This window comes from Corynebacterium sp. LaCa_70 (genome assembly GCF_058182015.1).
Map to the genome: position 1 here is coordinate 673,884 of NZ_CP190914.1, position 17,606 is coordinate 691,489.

Consider the following 17,606-nt stretch of genomic DNA (forward strand, 5'->3'; position numbering starts at 1 on the left):
CGATCATGCAGATCATATGATTCGGTGATCTATTTCACGATATATCTGTCGGTGGTGCTTGTCGAGAATTAGTGCACTACCCATCAGTTGCCACTGTGGTTAGAGTGTTAGTTGTGATCACTTTCGATAAGGTCTCCAAGGAATATCCAACATCAACGCGGCCGGCGCTGGATGGGATCGATCTGCAGATCGACAAGGGCGAGTTCGTTTTCTTGATCGGCCCGTCTGGGTCAGGCAAGTCGACGTTTTTGCAGTTGCTTATTCGCGATACCAATGTCTCCAAAGGCGACATCCATTTCGCGGATTTCCACGTTAACAAGCTCAAGGGCGGCGAGGTGAACAAGCTGCGCCAGCGCATCGGGTATGTCTTCCAGGATTTCCGTCTGCTGAGCAAACTGAATGTCTACGACAATGTGGCATTCGCCTTGGAGGTCATTGGCGAGCGCCCGCAACGCATCAAAAAGCGCACCATGGAGGCGCTCGAAATGGTTGGGCTGGATGCGAAAGCTCATCGCATGCCGAATGAGCTTTCGGGTGGTGAGCAGCAGCGCGTCGCCATTGCCCGGGCGTTTGTGAACCGCCCGCTGTTGTTGCTTGCCGACGAACCAACTGGCAACTTGGATCCGCATACCGCTGACGAGATCATGACGTTGCTACGGCAGATCAACGCGAAAGGCACTACCGTCGTCATGTCTACGCACAATGCGCGCACCGTCAACGATATGCGCCAACGTGTGATCGAGATGAACCTGGGCACAATCGTGCGTGATGAAGCCCATGGTGTTTACGGCGAATCGCGGTAGCTGGGTGGTAGCGCCGCTACCGCCTGCAAGTACAGCCCGGAAGGGCAGGAGAAAGATATGAAGCTGAGTTTTGTGCTCAAAGAGTCGTTCAAAGGTCTGGGCCGCAACTTCACCATGGCTTTTGCGCTGATTGTTACCACCGCGATTTCGCTAAGCCTGGTCACCGCCGGTGTTTTGGTGTCGATGATGGCGTCGGATACCAAAGACATTTATCTTGAGCGCGTAGAAGTGATGGTGCAGTTGGATGAAGAAATCTCGACGACTGATGAAGACTGCACCTCGCAGGCCTGTAGTGAGGTCAAGCAGGCTCTAGAGTCAGAAGAGGGCGTAGAGTCGGTGATTTTCCGCTCGCAAGCGCAGTCGTATGAGCGTTTCGTAGAAGTATTTGGCGAAACTGACCCGGTGTTAGTGGAAGAGACCTCACCGGATGCTCTGCCTGCCGCACTGCACGTGCGGCTGACGGATCCGACCGATACCAGCCCGCTGGACCCAATCCGGGACCTGCCGCAGGTCGGTAGTGTCATCGACCAGGTCGAAGACGTCCGCGGGGCCACGGACAACCTGGATACCATCCGGAATGCGACGTTCCTTCTCGCTGTGGTGCAGGCGGTGGCTGCGATTCTCTTGATCGCCAACATGGTGCAAATCGCGGCATTTAACCGTCGGGAAGAAATCGCCATCATGCGCATCGTGGGTGCTTCCCGTTGGTACACCCAGGCGCCATTCGTGATTGAGGCGATGCTGGCGACCTTGCTGGGTGCCATCGTTGCCGGGGTGGGTTTGTTTGCTGCGAAGTTCTCGATCGTGGATCCATCGTTGGCCGGTTTGTACGAATCACAATTGATCGCACCGATTCGCACCCGCGATATTTGGGCTAGTTTCCCCGCTGTTGCCGTCGTCGGCATGCTCTTTTCCGGTATTACCGCCTATATCACGCTGCGCTCCTACGTGCGCAAGTAAAACTAGTAGGATTGCAGCTGTTATGGCGAAAAAGGGCAACAAGGCGAAAAAGAACGCGGCGGCGGCTAATTCAGCGGTGCTGGCAACCAACCGCAAGGCACGCCACGATTTCAAGATTCTCGATACTTATGAGGCCGGGATGGTGCTGGTAGGCACCGAGATTAAAGCCATGCGCGAAGGAAAAATTTCGCTTGTCGACGCCTTCGCCACTCTGGACAAAAATGAGATTTGGTTGCGCAACCTGCACATCCCGGAATATTCCATGGGGCATTGGACAAACCACTCGCCGAAGCGCACACGCAAGCTGTTGCTGCACCGCCGCGAGATTGACAAGCTGATGGGGCAAGTCCGCGATGGTTCTCGTACGCTGATCCCGCTGAATGTTTATCTGAAAGACGGTAAGGCTAAATGTGAGATTGCCCTTGCAGAAGGCAAGCTCAACCGCGATAAGCGCGAGGATATTAAACGCCGCGACATCAACCGCGAAGTTTCTCGTGAACTGGGGCGCCGCGTCAAAGGAATTAACGCTTAAAGCAGGTAGTCTTTCACCCATGTCTCAAACGCGTGCGAGATTGCGGCAAGTTCCTGGCTTAGATGGTTTGCGCGGCTTGGCTGTCGCAGCCGTCGTGATCTATCACTTCTTTGGTGACGCATTACCCGGTGGCTATTTGGGCGTCGACATGTTTTTCGTGCTCTCGGGGTTTTTGATCACTTCGTTGTTGTTGCGCGAATATGACACCACCGGCACGGTGAATCTGAAGGATTTTTGGGTTCGTCGGCTGCGCCGGATCATGCCGACGGCAATCGTCGTGCTCGTGATCTGCACCGCGATCGTCGGTGTTATTGGGGGCGATTTTGCGGTCAATATCCGCACGCAATTTTTGGGTTCACTGTTTTTCGTCAGCAACTGGACGCAGATAGCGACGTCTGCTTCGTATTTTGCTGACAGCGAGGTTGAAGTCTTTGCGCACTATTGGTCACTGGCAGTAGAAGAGCAGTTCTACGTGCTGTGGCCTTTAGCATTGTTCGCGTTGCTGGCTGTGTGGGGTGCGCGGAAGCGATTGCATATTGCGTTGGCATCGTTGCTGGCGGCGGTCGCTTCGGCGGTTGCCATGGCGGTGGTGTATTCCCCGGATGCTGATCCCACTCGCGTGTATTACGGCACCGATACCCATGCGTTTGGCTTGTTGATCGGCGCTGTATTGGCGATGTTGCTGACTACCAGCAAGGCTGATCCGAATCGCGATTCCTGGCCGGTGTTAGAGCTAACGCGTCCGCGGTTCGCGGCGTCGCTGATCGGCCTGGTAGCTACGGCAGTCTATGTGGTGCAGCTGTTTGTGATGGCCGATGACGGCAATTTCCCGTATTGGGGCGGGCTGTTTATCACTAGCCTGGCAGGCGCCGGAATGATCTATGCAGTAGTTTATGAGGTCGTGCCGCTGCGGTGGGTCTTCGAATTCCCGCTCATGCGTTATCTAGGCCAGCGCTCGTTTTCCATCTATTTGTGGCACTGGCCGGTCATTATGATTATCCGGGAGCTGGCGCCAGAAGAGACACTGGATGGGAATGCTGTCTGGTGGGGCCTTTTAGCTGTGGTGATCTCGCTAGGGTTGTCTGAATTGAGCTACCGCTGGATAGAAAACCCGTTCCGGCGCAAGGGCTATGGCACAGTCTTCGCGGTTATCTGGGCGCACCGTCCACGCACGGCTTCGGCTTCCAGTACGACGTCGACGTCGCCCAAAGCGCCTGTCGCCTGGATAGCCGGGCTCGTGCTTACCGTTGGCTCGGTGAGTGGAACCGCCTACGCGGTGGTGAATTCATCAGATAAAACGCAGCTGGAGCAAGATTTGGATGCGCTCGCTGAACAGAACCGGCAGCAACGCCAAGAGATGCAGGAGCACGCTGGCGATGCTGAAACTGGTGATGCAAAAACTGGCGATGCCAAAAATACAGATGCCAAAACTACAGATACTGACAAAAGCGACGGCGCGAAAAGCAGCAACGACAGCAGCTCCGCGGGCAGTTCTGGCGAAAGTGGCAAATCGAAAGATAAGCCAAATAAGAAAGACGTTTCCGATCGCAGCATGCCCGCCGGTGACGAAATTACCGCCATCGGTGATTCGGTGATGCTGGCGTCGTTGATGGCGTTGACCGAAGAATTCCCGGGCATTTATGTTGATGCGGATGTCTCCCGTGCGTGGGGAGTGGGTGTGCAAGTTGCATCCTCTCTGGCCTCGCAAGGGCTGCTGCGCGATACGGTGGTCCTCGGATTCGGGACCAATAGCGAGGCCCATCCGGGCGAGGTCGCTTCGATGATGGAGATCATGGGTGACGACCGCACCGTCGTGATGGTTCTGCCGTATGGTGATCGATCCTGGATGCCGCGAGCCCGCGAGCAAATCATCGAGGCCGCTGAGACCTACGACAATGTCTATATTGCGGACTGGTGCACCCACGCGATGCACACCCCAGGGGCGTTGCGCGAGGACGGCATCCACCCGGATCCGGTTGGTGCTACCGAATACGTCACCGCGATCACATACGCGCTGCAGCAATACGTCAACGGGGATAAAAACACCGATACCCTCTGCTAACCAGGACATTTTCGGAAGGTGTGGTGAGACTGGACGACGTTACTGGTCGATTGGTCTTGAGCTAGCTAATTTGGCTAGCTCGGCTACTACCGCCTGGCAAAGCGCATGCCGTCGATGACTTCGTCGTTATCGAAGATGATGGGCCGGCCATATTCTAGCCCTGGTCCATCGTCGTATTTGTGCATTAAATAGTCGTTGAGCTGCTGCATATCCCGCACGGTGATGGCTTGGTACGGCATGTCGAAAGCGATTTTTTCTAGAAACAGGTAGCCGTCGTCCAGCGGTACCGCGACGCCGGTGTGCCCAATGAACAACGTTGCCGGCTCGGTCAGGGTATCGTGCGAGAACATTGAGATCACACGCGCATCGGTGTCTGCGAATTCGATGCCGCGCTCGTCGAAATGTGCCTGGATATCGGCGATGTGCTGCGACGGGTTCAGTGCAGATGTTGTCGGGATATTGCTGTAGAACGCAGCGAACTTTCGACGTTCTTGCTCGTCCAGAATTTCTCCTGGCGCGTTGTTTAGCGACTCCTGGTCGATAAACAGCAAAGACTCGTTTGGGTTGTCCTGATCGTCGACAGTGAACAACGAATCCGCCAGCGTAAAGGTGTTGATCCGACAGTTCGTGCCCGCATAATTGGCGTGATGCTGCTGCCAGGCCGTGGTGATTGCTTCGACGTCATAGTCCGGGTCTTGCGTTCCGTAGTTGGTGAATCCGTCGTTGATGAGGCTATCGGTGGGGACGGCGTGATTGAATTCGTCGACAAGCCGGAAGAAACCGTCGATACTTTCCTGCGGCACATCTGCATCGGTGAGCGCCTTATGTGCGATGTCCTGCGATTTCTTGTCGACGAGGTTGCTGACCGTCATGCCTTCCAACAGCTCTGCCGCGTCATTTTCTGCGGTGGGGAATCGGCTTTGTTGCGTGTCGGATGAGGAATGTGCAGGCGCAGCTTCTGCAGAACTTGCCCCGGTTGTTCGAGTTGCCCCGGTTGATTCAGCTGTTCCGTTTGACTCCGTTGTTGCCGGGCGTTCACTGGAACTGTCTGGCCCAGCACATGCCGCGAGCAGCAGGACGGTGGTTAGCGAAGAAGCGAGGAAAAGTTTCGTGCGCATTGGTTCATGCTAACGAACTGACGAATCTGCATGTGGCCGTAGGCAAGAGCGAGTATGCTTTGCGGTTCGTGTAGTCGTAAGCTTGCACGTAGCCGACAATCAGGTGTAGTCTGATCGCTTACAAGGGTTTCCCTGACAACGGGGTTGATTTGGTTTCGACTTCGTCTGTTGAGCCAGGGGAAGCGTGCCGGTGTAAGGTAACGGCCACCGTAAGCGGCGTTACAAATACAATAAACGCAGAGAAGACCTCTCAGCGTGACTACGCCCTCGCTGCCTAATTAAGCTGCAGCGACCGCGTGTCTGTCAGCCCAAGTTATGCTCTTGGCTTGGAATCTGGCATCGACTAAAGAGCTTGCCTTCTGGCTGAGTCATCAGGGCCAGTAGGGACACTCACTGATGGCTGGACCCATCTTCCGAGACGTGTTCGTGCGAGTCGGAGGGTCGAGTAAGGATCATGCGCGAACTGCGCACGGAGAAGCCCTGGCGAAGCAACGAAGGACCCGGGTTCAAGTCCCGGCAGCTCCACAAAAAGGGGGTAGCCCAGGTTAGCGATAACCTGGGCTTTTCTCATATAAACATCATGTGTACTGCGGTTATGCTAACTGTGCAGTAGCGTGCACGTGGGGGGGGTATTCATCTTCCAAATATCTTCCATATATGTCATGATCTTCCACAGATCTGGGTTAATCTCAGGAGTTTACCTGTTCGTCGTGACGGTGTATGGTGCATTTTTGCAAATAGTGAACAAAAAAGGCCGCTTTCAGCGCGCCTATTTGCAAAAATGCACCAAGCACGTGCGTACCCGAGGCATGATTACCTGCGATGGGAAGTCTGATCGGCGCCGCGACGGGGTGAATATCATCGCTCTTTGCTACTTGTCCCTCTGTTAGCTTGGAGGGACTGGGACGCAGCCGGTTCTGAAAAACAGGGGAAGACAATTTAGCGAAGACAGATTTTTCTTGAGGGGCAGGTAATAGGCATGACACCATCGATCTACGGGATCAGTGCCGACGATGCAGCCGATGATGCCAACGGCGAACTAAAGGAACTGTGGGAAAGATTCTTAACCGATTACCTACAAGAATTTCAGACGCCAAATGCGATTGATGATAATAACGGAGGAGAATTCGACCTATCGTTCGAATATGCCATTGACGCACTTATTGCTGAAGACATCATGATCAGCGAGCAGTGGCTGGATGTGCTCGAAGTAGCGATTTATCTAGACCCCTGGGATCGTGAACAGTTCACTGAATACGCCAAGCGCGTGCGCGCATATCACGCAAAGGCAGGCACTTAGCCCGCAAGCTTCACCACCAACTCGGCCCGATCATCACCTCGCCGGGTTTCCTCAAACCCACTAGAAATGATGGGATCTGGTGTATAGCCATTAGGGCACAGCTCGAAAACTTTCGGCATACTGTGACCTATGACTGATTCGACTCCCGGACTATTTGCCACAGGATCATTGGGGCAGTTTGCAGAAAAGTGGGCCCGCGGTATCGCGGAGGTCCTTGAGCAGGAATTTCCTGCCGTCAATATGCACATCAGCACTTCCGCCGTCGACTGCGATGTGCGACCACGTACGCAGCACCCGAGTTTCTGGGGCTGTTTCGACTGGCACTCGAGCGTGCATATGCAATATTCCGCGGTGTGGTTGTTGGCAGAAGAAGAAATATCGCCGGAGGCACGCAAACGCCTGCACGACATCTTGGAGCAGAGGTGGGACAAGCACGCGTTGCAGGTCGAATATGATTATTTGCTCAAAGATCCTAGTTTTGAGCAGCCCTACGGTCGTGCCTGGTTATTGCAGCTTGCGCGGCGTTCCGGCCGGGAGGAATTTCTCCCGCTGGTAGAGCTCACCGAAAAGCACATCAGCACGTGGGTTTCTGCGCTGAGTCATCCGATTAGGCACGGCATGCATTACAACACTGCGTTTAATCTTTTCCTCATGCTCGATGCTGCCGAAGCGATGGGGCGTGGCGAACTCGCTGCGGTGCTTGCCGACGCGGCCCGCAGGCTTTTCCTGGATGATCGTGACTATCCGCTGGAGTGGGAGTTGTCTGGTAGCGACTTCCTATCGAATGCCTTGTGCGAAATGTTATTGCTTTCGCGTGTACTGAAAGAGACAGAGTTCAGTGCTTGGCTAGAAAAATTCTTGCCTGCGCAACAAGATGCGCTGACTTTTCTGACCTACACCCCGGAAGTTTTGGATCCGAGTGATGGTCAGTTAGCGCACCTGTTTGGCCTCACGCTGTCACGGGCGTGGATGTTGCGCGAGTTGGCCCCGCATTTGGACCAACAAGCGCAGGAGTTCATTACTGAGCACACGCCAGAGATGCTGGCAAGTGTGGAAAAGCAGCTTGTCGACGGCGATTTCATGGCCACGCATTGGCTTATTACTTATGCGTTGTTGGCCATTCGCGCAGACCAGTAATGCCGGAAATTAGCGTACTCCACGCATCATGGTGAGAATTGGTTTGCGTGCGAAGAATATCGCGAAACCACCGATCAATGATGCGGTTGCCATGATGGAGAAGTACACGACTTCGTTTTCTTCGCTGTAGAACTGGGCCAGCCATCCAGCGATGGCAGTGCCCATACCCAGTGATGTCCAGAACAGTGCCATCATCTGGGATTTGTGGGCATCTGGTGCCAGTTTCGTGGCCAGCGAGGTGCCGGTTGGAGAGATGCACAGCTCGGCTAGCGTGATCACGAACAGAACACCCACTAGCCATCCCACGTTGACGATTGCTTGTCCGCTAGGGAACAGGAAGATGGCAAAAGCGATACCTGCACCCAATAGACCGAGTGCAAACTTGGTGACAATAGTGGGCTGTTTTTCGCCCATTTTGGTCCACATGACGGAAAACAGTGTGCCGAACATGATGATGAACAACGGCGCGATGGAGTTGAACAGCCCGGGCTTGAGCTCCATCCCGAAGATATTCCAGTTCAAACGTGTATCGGAATAGACCGCCATGACGGTGAACTGTTGTTGGTAGAGCGACCAGAACAGCACACTTCCGAACCACAGGGGAACGAAAGACTTGACACGGGAGTGCTCGGTTTCGTTGGTCCTGTCGCTGCGGAACAAGATCACGAACAGCACGATGGCACAGATTGCGATTAGTCCGATCACCCAGGTGTCAATGTTGCCTGGTGTGATGAGCCCGACCCAGACCATGACGACGACGAGAACGATAAACGCGATGGTTGCAGCAAGTGCCTTCTTCTTTTCTGCGGGCGACGCTGGGTTCGACACGTGGTGAGCACTGGCTGGCAGGTTTTTCCGGGTGAACCAGTACTGGATGAGTCCGAGTGCCATACCGATGGCCGCGATACCAAATCCCAAGTGGAAACCGGAAACATCCCAGGCGAAGTTCGTCGCTAAGGGGCCCAGCAGCGCACCGATGTTGATGCCCATGTAGAAGATGGTGAAGCCAGCGTCACGGCGGGTGTCTTTCAGGTCATAGAGCGAGCCGACCAGGACGGATGCGTTGGTCTTCAGACCACCGGAGCCTACGGCGATAAGGATCAGGCCGATGACGACACCGCTGACATCTGGGATGATGGACAGTGCGATGTGGCCCGCCATGATCGCAATAGCGGAATAAAACAGTGTGCGCTCGGGGCCCCAGACTTTATCGCCTAGATATCCGCCGACGATGGCCATCAGGTAGACCATGCCACCGTATGCGCCGATGACACCGGTGGCGGCGCCTTTATCGAGGCCCAATCCGCCGTCGGCGACGGAGTAGTAGAGGTAGTAGACCAGGATGATCTGCATTCCGTAGAAGGAGAAACGCTCCCACATTTCCACGAAAAACAGGTTGGCCAGCATGCGTGGGTGGCCGAAGAAGGCTGCGGAACCGGTATTTGGCCCGGTTTCGTCTGCTGTGGTGCCGGAGTCTGTCGCCGGCTGAGATGTAGACATGAGAGAATCCTCGAACTTACTCACGAAAATGATTACGGTAACAGCCTAAAACTACACTTTTGTGCTGTGAACACAAGGGGGCTAAACGACGAATAGAAGCGTGGAAAATACGAAGATGAGTCTGCAATTTGTAAGAAGCAATTTTGCTAACTTAAGGAGATGAATAAGACGCGGGATAGGAGAACTAACGTGTTGGGTGTCTCTACCAGCAAGAGTAGGCAGTTCCATCGGCTTAGTGAAGGTATAACCCCAGGTGCTCGTGGGCTGAGTGGGATTTTTGGTGTCGCGGGCGTACTGCATTTTCTCCGCCCCGCGGTTTTCGATTCGATTGTTCCGGGGTGGGTCCCGGTCTCTGCGCGGTGTGCTACTTATGTCAGTGGTGCAGTGGAACTTGGTCTTGCATGTGCGCTGCGTAAATCCCATACCCGCTCGATTGCAGGTTATGCTTCGGCGGCGTTTTTGGTTGCAGTGTTTCCCGCAAACGTGGAAATGATGAGGCGGTGGGTGCGGCAGTCACGGCGAAAAGCCGTGGTGAGCGTACTGCGATTGCCCCTACAAATTCCTTTAATCTACGGTGCATGGCGCGTCGGCAAGCGCAACGTCGCTTAAATCACTAGCGGGGGTAGGGGGCAAGATTGGAAAAGCATAGGAAAATGCTGGTTAAGTAACGATTTCCTAATGTGTTTTGTCCACCGTGGGGTGTAGTAGTCCAGCCAACCCTTGTTAAGTCAACCCGTGCTTAATAAGGTTAAGCTTTGGCTGTGTGTTTGCGACTTGCTCACACAGGCAATTATCAGAGTTGCGAACTTACGCTACACCCGAGGAGAAGTGAACGAAGATGGCTTCAATTAAGATCCGCAATACCGTAATCACTGGACTTGCTCTATCCAGCTTGGTTCTTACCGCTTGTTCCACTGATGATGCCGAGAGCACCAACGCAGATGCTACGACGTCGGCAGAATCAAGCGCTGCAGAATCTTCGTCGGATGCTGCCTCCGACGGTGACACCATCACCATCGAAGATAACCATGGCACCCAGGAGGTTCCGAAGAACGCCAAGGCCATTGCCGCAACTGACAACCGCTCTTTCGAGATCCTGGAAAAGTGGGGAGTAGACCTCGTTGCTGCTCCGAAGCAACTGGTGCCGCACACGGTTGACGCTTACCGCGAGGACGATTCCGTCGCCGATCTGGGTATGCACCGCGAACCGGACCTGGAAGCTTTGGTTGCTGCACAGCCGGATCTCATCATCAACGGGCAGCGTTTTCAGTCGCATTACGACGACATCAAGCAGCTGAACCCAGATGCTGCGTTGGTAGAGTTTGAGCCTCGCGACGACGAGGACTTTGCGGAGGAGCTGCGTCGGCACGCACTGGGACTCGGAGAAATCTTGGGGCATGAGGATGACGCCCAAGAACTCGTCGACGAATTCGATGCCGCTATCGAACGCGCGAAGAAAGCCTACGATGGTGAATCTAGCGTGATGGCACTGAACGTTTCCGGTGGCGAGATCGGTTATGTGGCTCCTTCCCTCGGCCGTGTGTATGGACCTGTCTTCGACATGTTGGATTTGAAGCCTGCGCTCGAGGTCGATGATGCCTCGCAGAACCACAAAGGTGATGATATTTCCGTAGAAGCCATCGCGGATTCTAACCCAAACTGGATGTTCGTACTGGACCGCGACGCTGCAATTTCTGCGCGGTTGGAACCTGGCTACCAGGCAGCGAAGGACGTGATTGAAGGCTCCGATGCTTTGCGTAACGTCGCTGCGGTCAAAGATGGACAGATTGTCTATGCACCAGAAGACACCTACACCAATGAATCCATCATTACCTACACCGAGATCCTGAACGACATCGCTGACGCGTTTGAAGCAGCGAAGAAGTAATTCTCCCGCTCTCGTTCGAAGGCGTGCGTGATCGTCCGCGAGAATAGTCACCATTCGTCGAATGATGCGCACGCTGATACCTACAATGCCAGCCGAGGCTACGAAACCGTAGCCTCGGCATTGCCATGAGCATTGGTAGATCATGAGCATCGGTAGATGATGAAGAAATGAAGGCACAAGACATGACCACCGCGACAACGCCTGGCACCCCCGATGGCACGAACATGCCGACGGGCGAGTCGGGACAGCGAACCCAACCACGGCGCGCGCATACGCGGACGAAATTATTCGACTGGAAATTGGCCGTCGGTTTCGTCGTCGTTGCAGCGTTGCTGGTGACATCACTGATGGTTGGCGAATACAACATCTTTGAAGCAGCTGACGGTTCGGACTTCTTCTATATCACGCGCTTGCCACGCACTATTGCGTTGGTTTTGGCAGGTGCTGCGATGGCGATGTCAGGTTTGGTCATGCAGCTACTGACACAAAACCGATTTGTCGAGCCGACCACCACCGGAACCACCGAATGGGCTGGGCTTGGTCTGCTGTTTGTCATGTACTTCATCCCGACGGCGTCGGTGCTTGAACGCATGATTGGTGCCGTCTTTTTTGCCTTCGTCGGCACCATGGTGTTTTTCCTGTTTTTGCGCAAGGTTTCGCTGCGCTCATCGTTGGTAGTTCCGATTATCGGCATCATGCTGGGCGCAGTGGTCTCGTCGATCTCGACATTTTTCGCCTTGCAATTCGACATGCTGCAATCGTTGGGCATTTGGTTTATGGGCTCGTTTACGTCTGTATACAAAGGCCAATATGAAGTGCTGTGGGTGGTTGTCGCGATCGCTGTTGCGGTTTTCTTCTTCGCCGATCGTTTGACGGTTGCCGGGCTTGGCGAAGACATTGCCACCAACGTTGGCGTTAATTACGCGCGGATCGTGTTGGCGGGTACTGCCTTGATCGCGGTGGCCACCGGCGTCGTGACGGTCGTGGTGGGAGCGTTGCCATTTTTGGGCCTTATTGTGCCGAATGTGGTCTCCATGTTCCGCGGCGATGATTTGCGTTCGAATCTTCCGTGGGTTTGCTTGCTCGGAATCGCCATTGTGGTGGTGTGTGACCTCATCGGACGTACCATTATCAGTCCATTCGAAATGCCAGTTTCTGTCATATTGGGCATTGTTGGTGCCATTGTTTTTGTCACTCTGATTGTTAGGCAGGCACGCCGTGGATAATCTCCAGACAAATAACGCATCCGGACATACTTCTCGCGTAGAAGATCGTGCGCAGGCGGGAAATCCTGAGCCGTCGGGGCGTGTGGAGCAGGGCATGAGTCCGGCACGGCGCATAAGCGAGAACCAAGGGCAACAACCACGCGAACGCAGCGCTTCTGCGTTTCAAAATTCCGCTGCGGCCGGCAAGTATTGGATTATTCTCGGTGTCCTCGCAGTCATCGCTGCTGGTTGCGGGTTTGGCCTTTTGGCCTATGGGAACCCGATGCCCGTGGGCACCGAGCAATTTTGGCTCATTGCCGAGCGGCGGATGAATTCCGTGATCGCGATGGCGGTGGTCGCGATCTGCCAAGCCATGGCCACGGTGGCTTTTCATACCGTCACGAATAACCGCATTATTACCCCTTCCATCATGGGGTTTGAATCACTATATGTGCTGATTCATACCTCCACCGTATTTTTCTTGGGCGCAGCCGGACTGCACAACGCCCGTACTTTGTCGACGTTCGTGTTCCAGATCGTCGTGATGATTTTGCTCTCGTTGATTCTGTATTCCTGGTTGCTGACCGGAAGGCATGCAAATATGCACGCTATGCTGCTGGTCGGCATCATCATCGGCGGCGGTCTGGGTTCTATTTCGACGTTCATGCAGCGCTTGCTCACACCGTCCGAATTCGATGTGTTGACCGCACGAATGTTTGGTTCGGTTAATAATGCTGATCCGGAATATTATCCATTAGCTATTCCGCTCTGCCTGGGGGCAGCCGGACTATTGTTCGTTTTCTCGCGCAGGTTGAATGTTTTGGGGCTTGGCAAAGACGCTGCGATGAACCTGGGCCTGAACTACAAGATGTGGTCGATTGGTACGCTGATTTTGGTATCGGTGCTGATGGCGGTCTCGACGGCGTTGGTCGGACCAATGACCTTCCTCGGCTTTTTGGTAGCGACGTTGGCTTATCAATTCGCCGATACCTTTGACCACCGTTTCATTTTCCCCATGGCGGTATTGACCGCATTTTCAGTACTCACTGGTGCGTATTTCGTGCTCAACCACGTCTTTTATGCCCAGGGAGTTGTCTCGATCGTCATCGAGCTGGTTGGCGGCTCGGTCTTCCTATTTGTCATTTTGAGAAAGGGACGCTTGTGATTACCCTCCAAAACCTGCACAAGGCCTATAGCAGTGACGTTGAGATCGGTCCGGTGAATCTGGAGATTCCTGCCGGCGGTATCACCGCGCTCGTGGGCCCGAACGGTGCGGGTAAATCAACCTTGCTCACGATGATCGGGCGGCTACTGCAGCCGGATTCCGGCGAGATCACTGTCGGCGGGGCCGATATCTTTAATACGAAGTCGAAAGACTTGGCGCGCATTGTGTCCATTCTGCGCCAGGAGAATCATTTCATTACGCGTTTGACGGTGCGTCAGCTCGTCGGGTTTGGGCGCTTCCCGTATTCCAAAGGTCGTTTGACGCCTGCCGACGAAGAAATCATTTCGAAGTACATCGACTTTCTGAATCTCACTCCGCTGGAGAACCGCTACCTGGACCAGCTATCGGGTGGGCAGCGCCAACGCGCGTATGTCGCGATGGTGTTGTGTCAGGAGACTGATTATGTGCTTCTCGACGAACCGTTAAATAACCTCGATATTGCGCATTCTGTCGAGATGATGCGGCACCTGAAACAAGTAGGTCCTGAGTTCGGGCGGACCATTATCCTGGTGCTGCATGATATTAACTTCGCCGCACGCTATGCGGACTATATCTGTGCGGTGAAAGACGGTCAGATCTGTGAGTTCGGCACTCCAGAAGAGGTCATGAAAGACCATATTCTTACTGAGATCTTTAATACGGACATCGCGGTGATTGATGGGCCGGACGGTCTGCTGGCCTGTTATCACTAAAATGGCTGACGACGAAGAGGATGAGACAGCAAAAATTGATCGCGAAAATATAGCGGCGAAATGATGATTCAGAACCTGGTGGCACAGCAGATACAGCGGTGTATAGATTTCCTAGCTGAACACCAGGTTCTTTTCTATGTGGCGACGATACTGCTCGGTCTTTTCGTATCGCCCTGGGATCTGGAAAAGCTGGTGGGTCCGGCTCTTGGCCTTTTGATGCTGTCGACGTTTTCTGCGCTACCACTGCGGCGGGTGCGATTAGCCCCGCGGCTAACCGCGGTAATTGTGGCATTAAATTTTCTCGTCGTGCCGTGTGTTGTTTGGGTCTTAGTCCAGCCTGTGCGTGGTGACCAGGCACTTCTTCTCGGCATTACTTTGGTCCTGTTGGCCCCCTGCATCGACTACGTTGTGCCATTTTCGGGCTTGGCCGGAGCTGCAAATCATCGGTTATTGGCGATCACCCCATTGCTGTTTGTGCTGCAGATGTTGCTGCTCAGTTTGCTACTCCCGCGGTTGATCGGGGCGGGGTTCGTTGAGGCGGCGATGGGTCCAATAGTGCGTTCCGTCGTGGGGTTGTTGGTGATCCCATTGGGTCTTGCGTGGTTTGTGCAGAGGTGTGAACGCACGTGGCGGAATCGGTGCGTCGGAGGGATAGCCAGACAAACTCGAATCACTGTAGATGGAGCAATGGTGCCCTTGATGGTGGTGACGTTATTCGCCATCACCGCGACGTACGGCGCAGATGTGTTCCGTGACAGCCGCGCGCTTGTCCCGGCAGTTGCTATCTATGTTGTCTTCGCCGCAGTCATGGTGACGGTCGGGCTTGTTGCCGCACAGGTAACGAAGTTGCGTGTCGACGATGGGGTGGCGGCGGTGTTTTCCGGCGTGGCTCGAAATTCCTTAGTCGTTATGCCGATTGCGTTAGCGTTCCCGGAGGGATTTGAAGCTGTTCCGATCGTGATTGTCACGCAAACATTGGTCGAATTATGCGTCATGGTGTTGTTAATCAAAACCGCCCCTTACCTGCAAAAACTTTTGCAATAAACCTCGAATTTGCAATGTGTTTACTTATCGCTTAAGCTTATCCAAGTCGCCGCGAGGGGCTGACAGAGAAAATAACTTCACAGGATGTTGTTTCTGGTGGTTGTTATGCTTTGTTTGTCTGGCGGGGATGGATGATAATTTTATAGGGCCGATGCTTGCCTTTGGTGGCTGCTGACTGTGTGGTTGGTGGTTGTTGTGGGTGGGTTTCGCTGGTTGCTTGTGTGGCAGTCTGGTTCGCGGTGTTGTGATCAACGACACAATGTTCTGGTTTGTGTTCAAGTAACTTGGTGTGTAAAGTCGGTCTGGCTGCTTTGCTGAAAGGCACTTGGTTGATAACAAGTGTTGAGTAGCAGGGTGGTGGTGTTGTGTGAGAACTCAATAGCGTGTCAATGTACTTATTATTTTTGATACTTACTTGATTAGTGGGATGTGGATCCTTTATTTTCTGCATTTGATTAATCGTTTTTGAGTAAGTGTTGCTCTTTGATTTTTCTTTTGTAGTTTTTGACTAGGTTATCAGACTCTTTTTCTGATTTTTTATGGAGAGTTTGATCCTGGCTCAGGACGAACGCTGGCGGCGTGCTTAACACATGCAAGTCGAACGGAAAGGCCTTTTCGGAGGTACTCGAGTGGCGAACGGGTGAGTAACACGTGGGTGATCTGCCCTGCACTCTGGGATAAGCCTGGGAAACTGGGTCTAATACCGGATAGGACCGCACTTTAGTGTGTGTGGTGGAAAGTTTTTTCGGTGTAGGATGAGCCCGCGGCCTATCAGCTTGTTGGTGGGGTAATGGCCTACCAAGGCGGCGACGGGTAGCCGGACTGAGAGGTTGGTCGGCCACATTGGGACTGAGATACGGCCCAGACTCCTACGGGAGGCAGCAGTGGGGAATATTGCACAATGGGCGCAAGCCTGATGCAGCGACGCCGCGTGGGGGATGACGGCCTTCGGGTTGTAAACTCCTTTCGCCAGGGACGAAGCGTTTTGTGACGGTACCTGGAGAAGAAGCACCGGCTAACTACGTGCCAGCAGCCGCGGTAATACGTAGGGTGCAAGCGTTGTCCGGAATTACTGGGCGTAAAGAGCTCGTAGGTGGTTTGTCGCGTCGTCTGTGAAATTCCACAGCTTAACTGTGGGCGTGCAGGCGATACGGGCTGACTTGAGTACTGTAGGGGTAACTGGAATTCCTGGTGTAGCGGTGAAATGCGCAGATATCAGGAGGAACACCGATGGCGAAGGCAGGTTACTGGGCAGTTACTGACGCTGAGGAGCGAAAGCATGGGTAGCAAACAGGATTAGATACCCTGGTAGTCCATGCCGTAAACGGTGGGCGCTAGGTGTAGGGGCCTTTTGGGGTTTCTGTGCCGTAGCTAACGCATTAAGCGCCCCGCCTGGGGAGTACGGCCGCAAGGCTAAAACTCAAAGGAATTGACGGGGGCCCGCACAAGCGGCGGAGCATGTGGATTAATTCGATGCAACGCGAAGAACCTTACCTGGGCTTGACATACACCGGATCGCTGCAGAGATGTAGTTTCCCTTGTGGCTGGTGTACAGGTGGTGCATGGCTGTCGTCAGCTCGTGTCGTGAGATGTTGGGTTAAGTCCCGCAACGAGCGCAACCCTTGTCTTATGTTGCCAGCACGTTATGGTGGGGACTCATGAGAGACTGCCGGGGTTAACTCGGAGGAAGGTGGGGACGACGTCAAGTCATCATGCCCCTTATGTCCAGGGCTTCACACATGCTACAATGGCCGGTACAATGCGCAGCGAGCCTGTGAGGGTGAGCTAATCGCTTAAAGCTGGTCTTAGTTCGGATTGGGGTCTGCAACTCGACCCCATGAAGTCGGAGTCGCTAGTAATCGCAGATCAGCAATGCTGCGGTGAATACGTTCCCGGGCCTTGTACACACCGCCCGTCACGTCATGAAAGTTGGTAACACCCGAAGCCGGTGGCTCAAACTCGTTTAGGGAGCCGTCGAAGGTGGGATCGGCGATTGGGACGAAGTCGTAACAAGGTAGCCGTACCGGAAGGTGCGGCTGGATCACCTCCTTTCTAAGGAGTTTTTATTATCACACTGACTGCTTCCACAGTTGTGGGTGGTTGGTGTGGCTGTGATTGTGTTCATGCACCGTATGTGGGT

Annotated in this window: 14 protein-coding genes, 1 rRNA gene and 1 other RNA gene; 14 read left to right on the forward strand and 2 right to left on the reverse strand. The window is 54.1% G+C overall.

Translation table 11 applies throughout. The annotated features are described in order from the left end of the window. Positions 1 to 113: 113 nt before the first annotated feature. From ftsE to ACP8MI_RS03055, 4 genes are read left to right on the forward strand one after another with little or no spacing between them, the layout of a single operon-like run. Entirely contained in the window at positions 114 to 803 is a 690-nt protein-coding gene (gene ftsE, locus ACP8MI_RS03040) for a cell division ATP-binding protein FtsE (RefSeq protein WP_026167965.1), read from the forward strand. A gap of 57 nt (positions 804 to 860) precedes the next feature. Beyond that, a complete protein-coding gene (gene ftsX / locus ACP8MI_RS03045; protein ID WP_284589992.1) occupies positions 861 to 1,763 on the forward strand; it encodes a permease-like cell division protein FtsX in 903 nt (300 codons plus the stop codon). 22 nt (positions 1,764 to 1,785) lie between these two features. Next, complete coding sequence (gene smpB, locus ACP8MI_RS03050; RefSeq protein WP_126844769.1) at positions 1,786 to 2,295, forward strand: SsrA-binding protein SmpB; 510 nt, start codon at positions 1,786 to 1,788, stop codon at positions 2,293 to 2,295. Between the two features lie 19 nt (positions 2,296 to 2,314). Then, positions 2,315 to 4,357, forward strand: coding sequence for an acyltransferase family protein (locus tag ACP8MI_RS03055; protein ID WP_490290700.1), 2,043 nt, complete (start codon positions 2,315 to 2,317; stop codon positions 4,355 to 4,357). Between the two features lie 86 nt (positions 4,358 to 4,443). On the opposite strand, the gene ACP8MI_RS03060 is transcribed toward ACP8MI_RS03055, so the two are convergent. After that, complete coding sequence (locus ACP8MI_RS03060) at positions 4,444 to 5,475, reverse strand: DUF4300 family protein (protein WP_249606407.1); 1,032 nt, start codon at positions 5,473 to 5,475, stop codon at positions 4,444 to 4,446. Positions 5,476 to 5,615: 140 nt separating this feature from the next. On the opposite strand from ACP8MI_RS03060, the gene ssrA reads away from it, so the two are divergent. The 3 genes from ssrA to ACP8MI_RS03075 all read left to right on the forward strand — a co-directional run bounded on the left by ssrA (position 5,616) and on the right by ACP8MI_RS03075 (position 7,912). Beyond that, positions 5,616 to 6,003, forward strand: a transfer-messenger RNA (tmRNA) gene (gene ssrA, locus ACP8MI_RS03065). Positions 6,004 to 6,454: 451 nt separating this feature from the next. Continuing rightward, positions 6,455 to 6,775 carry a hypothetical protein gene (locus ACP8MI_RS03070; protein ID WP_193855292.1) on the forward strand — a complete coding sequence of 107 codons (321 nt, stop codon included), beginning with the start codon at positions 6,455 to 6,457 and terminating at the stop codon, positions 6,773 to 6,775. 129 nt (positions 6,776 to 6,904) lie between these two features. Next, on the forward strand, positions 6,905 to 7,912 hold the full coding sequence (locus ACP8MI_RS03075; RefSeq protein ID WP_284589991.1) for a DUF2891 family protein: 1,008 nt from the start codon (positions 6,905 to 6,907) through the stop codon (positions 7,910 to 7,912). 9 nt (positions 7,913 to 7,921) lie between these two features. Here ACP8MI_RS03075 and ACP8MI_RS03080 read toward each other — a convergent pair whose 3' ends face one another. Then, the gene (locus tag ACP8MI_RS03080) at positions 7,922 to 9,412 is read right to left on the reverse strand and encodes a peptide MFS transporter (protein ID WP_018121045.1); all 1,491 of its coding nucleotides are present in this window, start codon (positions 9,410 to 9,412) and stop codon (positions 7,922 to 7,924) included. A 159-nt stretch (positions 9,413 to 9,571) separates the two neighbouring features. On the opposite strand from ACP8MI_RS03080, the gene ACP8MI_RS03085 reads away from it, so the two are divergent. The 7 genes from ACP8MI_RS03085 (at position 9,572) to ACP8MI_RS03115 (ending at position 17,518) form a co-directional block, all read left to right on the forward strand. Continuing rightward, positions 9,572 to 10,021, forward strand: coding sequence for a DoxX family protein (locus tag ACP8MI_RS03085; RefSeq protein ID WP_236658159.1), 450 nt, complete (start codon positions 9,572 to 9,574; stop codon positions 10,019 to 10,021). A gap of 229 nt (positions 10,022 to 10,250) precedes the next feature. Continuing rightward, entirely contained in the window at positions 10,251 to 11,300 is a 1,050-nt protein-coding gene (locus ACP8MI_RS03090; protein ID WP_126844772.1) for a siderophore ABC transporter substrate-binding protein, read from the forward strand. Between the two features lie 224 nt (positions 11,301 to 11,524). After that, positions 11,525 to 12,526 carry an ABC transporter permease gene (locus ACP8MI_RS03095; protein WP_126844778.1) on the forward strand — a complete coding sequence of 334 codons (1,002 nt, stop codon included), beginning with the start codon at positions 11,525 to 11,527 and terminating at the stop codon, positions 12,524 to 12,526. Between the two features lie 94 nt (positions 12,527 to 12,620). Further along, the gene (locus tag ACP8MI_RS03100) at positions 12,621 to 13,670 is read left to right on the forward strand and encodes an iron chelate uptake ABC transporter family permease subunit (protein WP_049148706.1); all 1,050 of its coding nucleotides are present in this window, start codon (positions 12,621 to 12,623) and stop codon (positions 13,668 to 13,670) included. Then, positions 13,667 to 14,422 (forward strand): iron ABC transporter ATP-binding protein, encoded by a 756-nt coding sequence (locus ACP8MI_RS03105; protein WP_126844773.1) that lies wholly within the window; start codon positions 13,667 to 13,669, stop codon positions 14,420 to 14,422. Before ACP8MI_RS03100 ends, ACP8MI_RS03105 begins: the two co-directional genes overlap by 4 nt. Positions 14,423 to 14,482: 60 nt before the next feature. Then, entirely contained in the window at positions 14,483 to 15,466 is a 984-nt protein-coding gene (locus ACP8MI_RS03110; RefSeq protein WP_018121050.1) for a hypothetical protein, read from the forward strand. Between the two features lie 536 nt (positions 15,467 to 16,002). Next, positions 16,003 to 17,518: ribosomal RNA gene (locus ACP8MI_RS03115) — 16S ribosomal RNA — on the forward strand. Positions 17,519 to 17,606 lie beyond the last annotated feature (88 nt).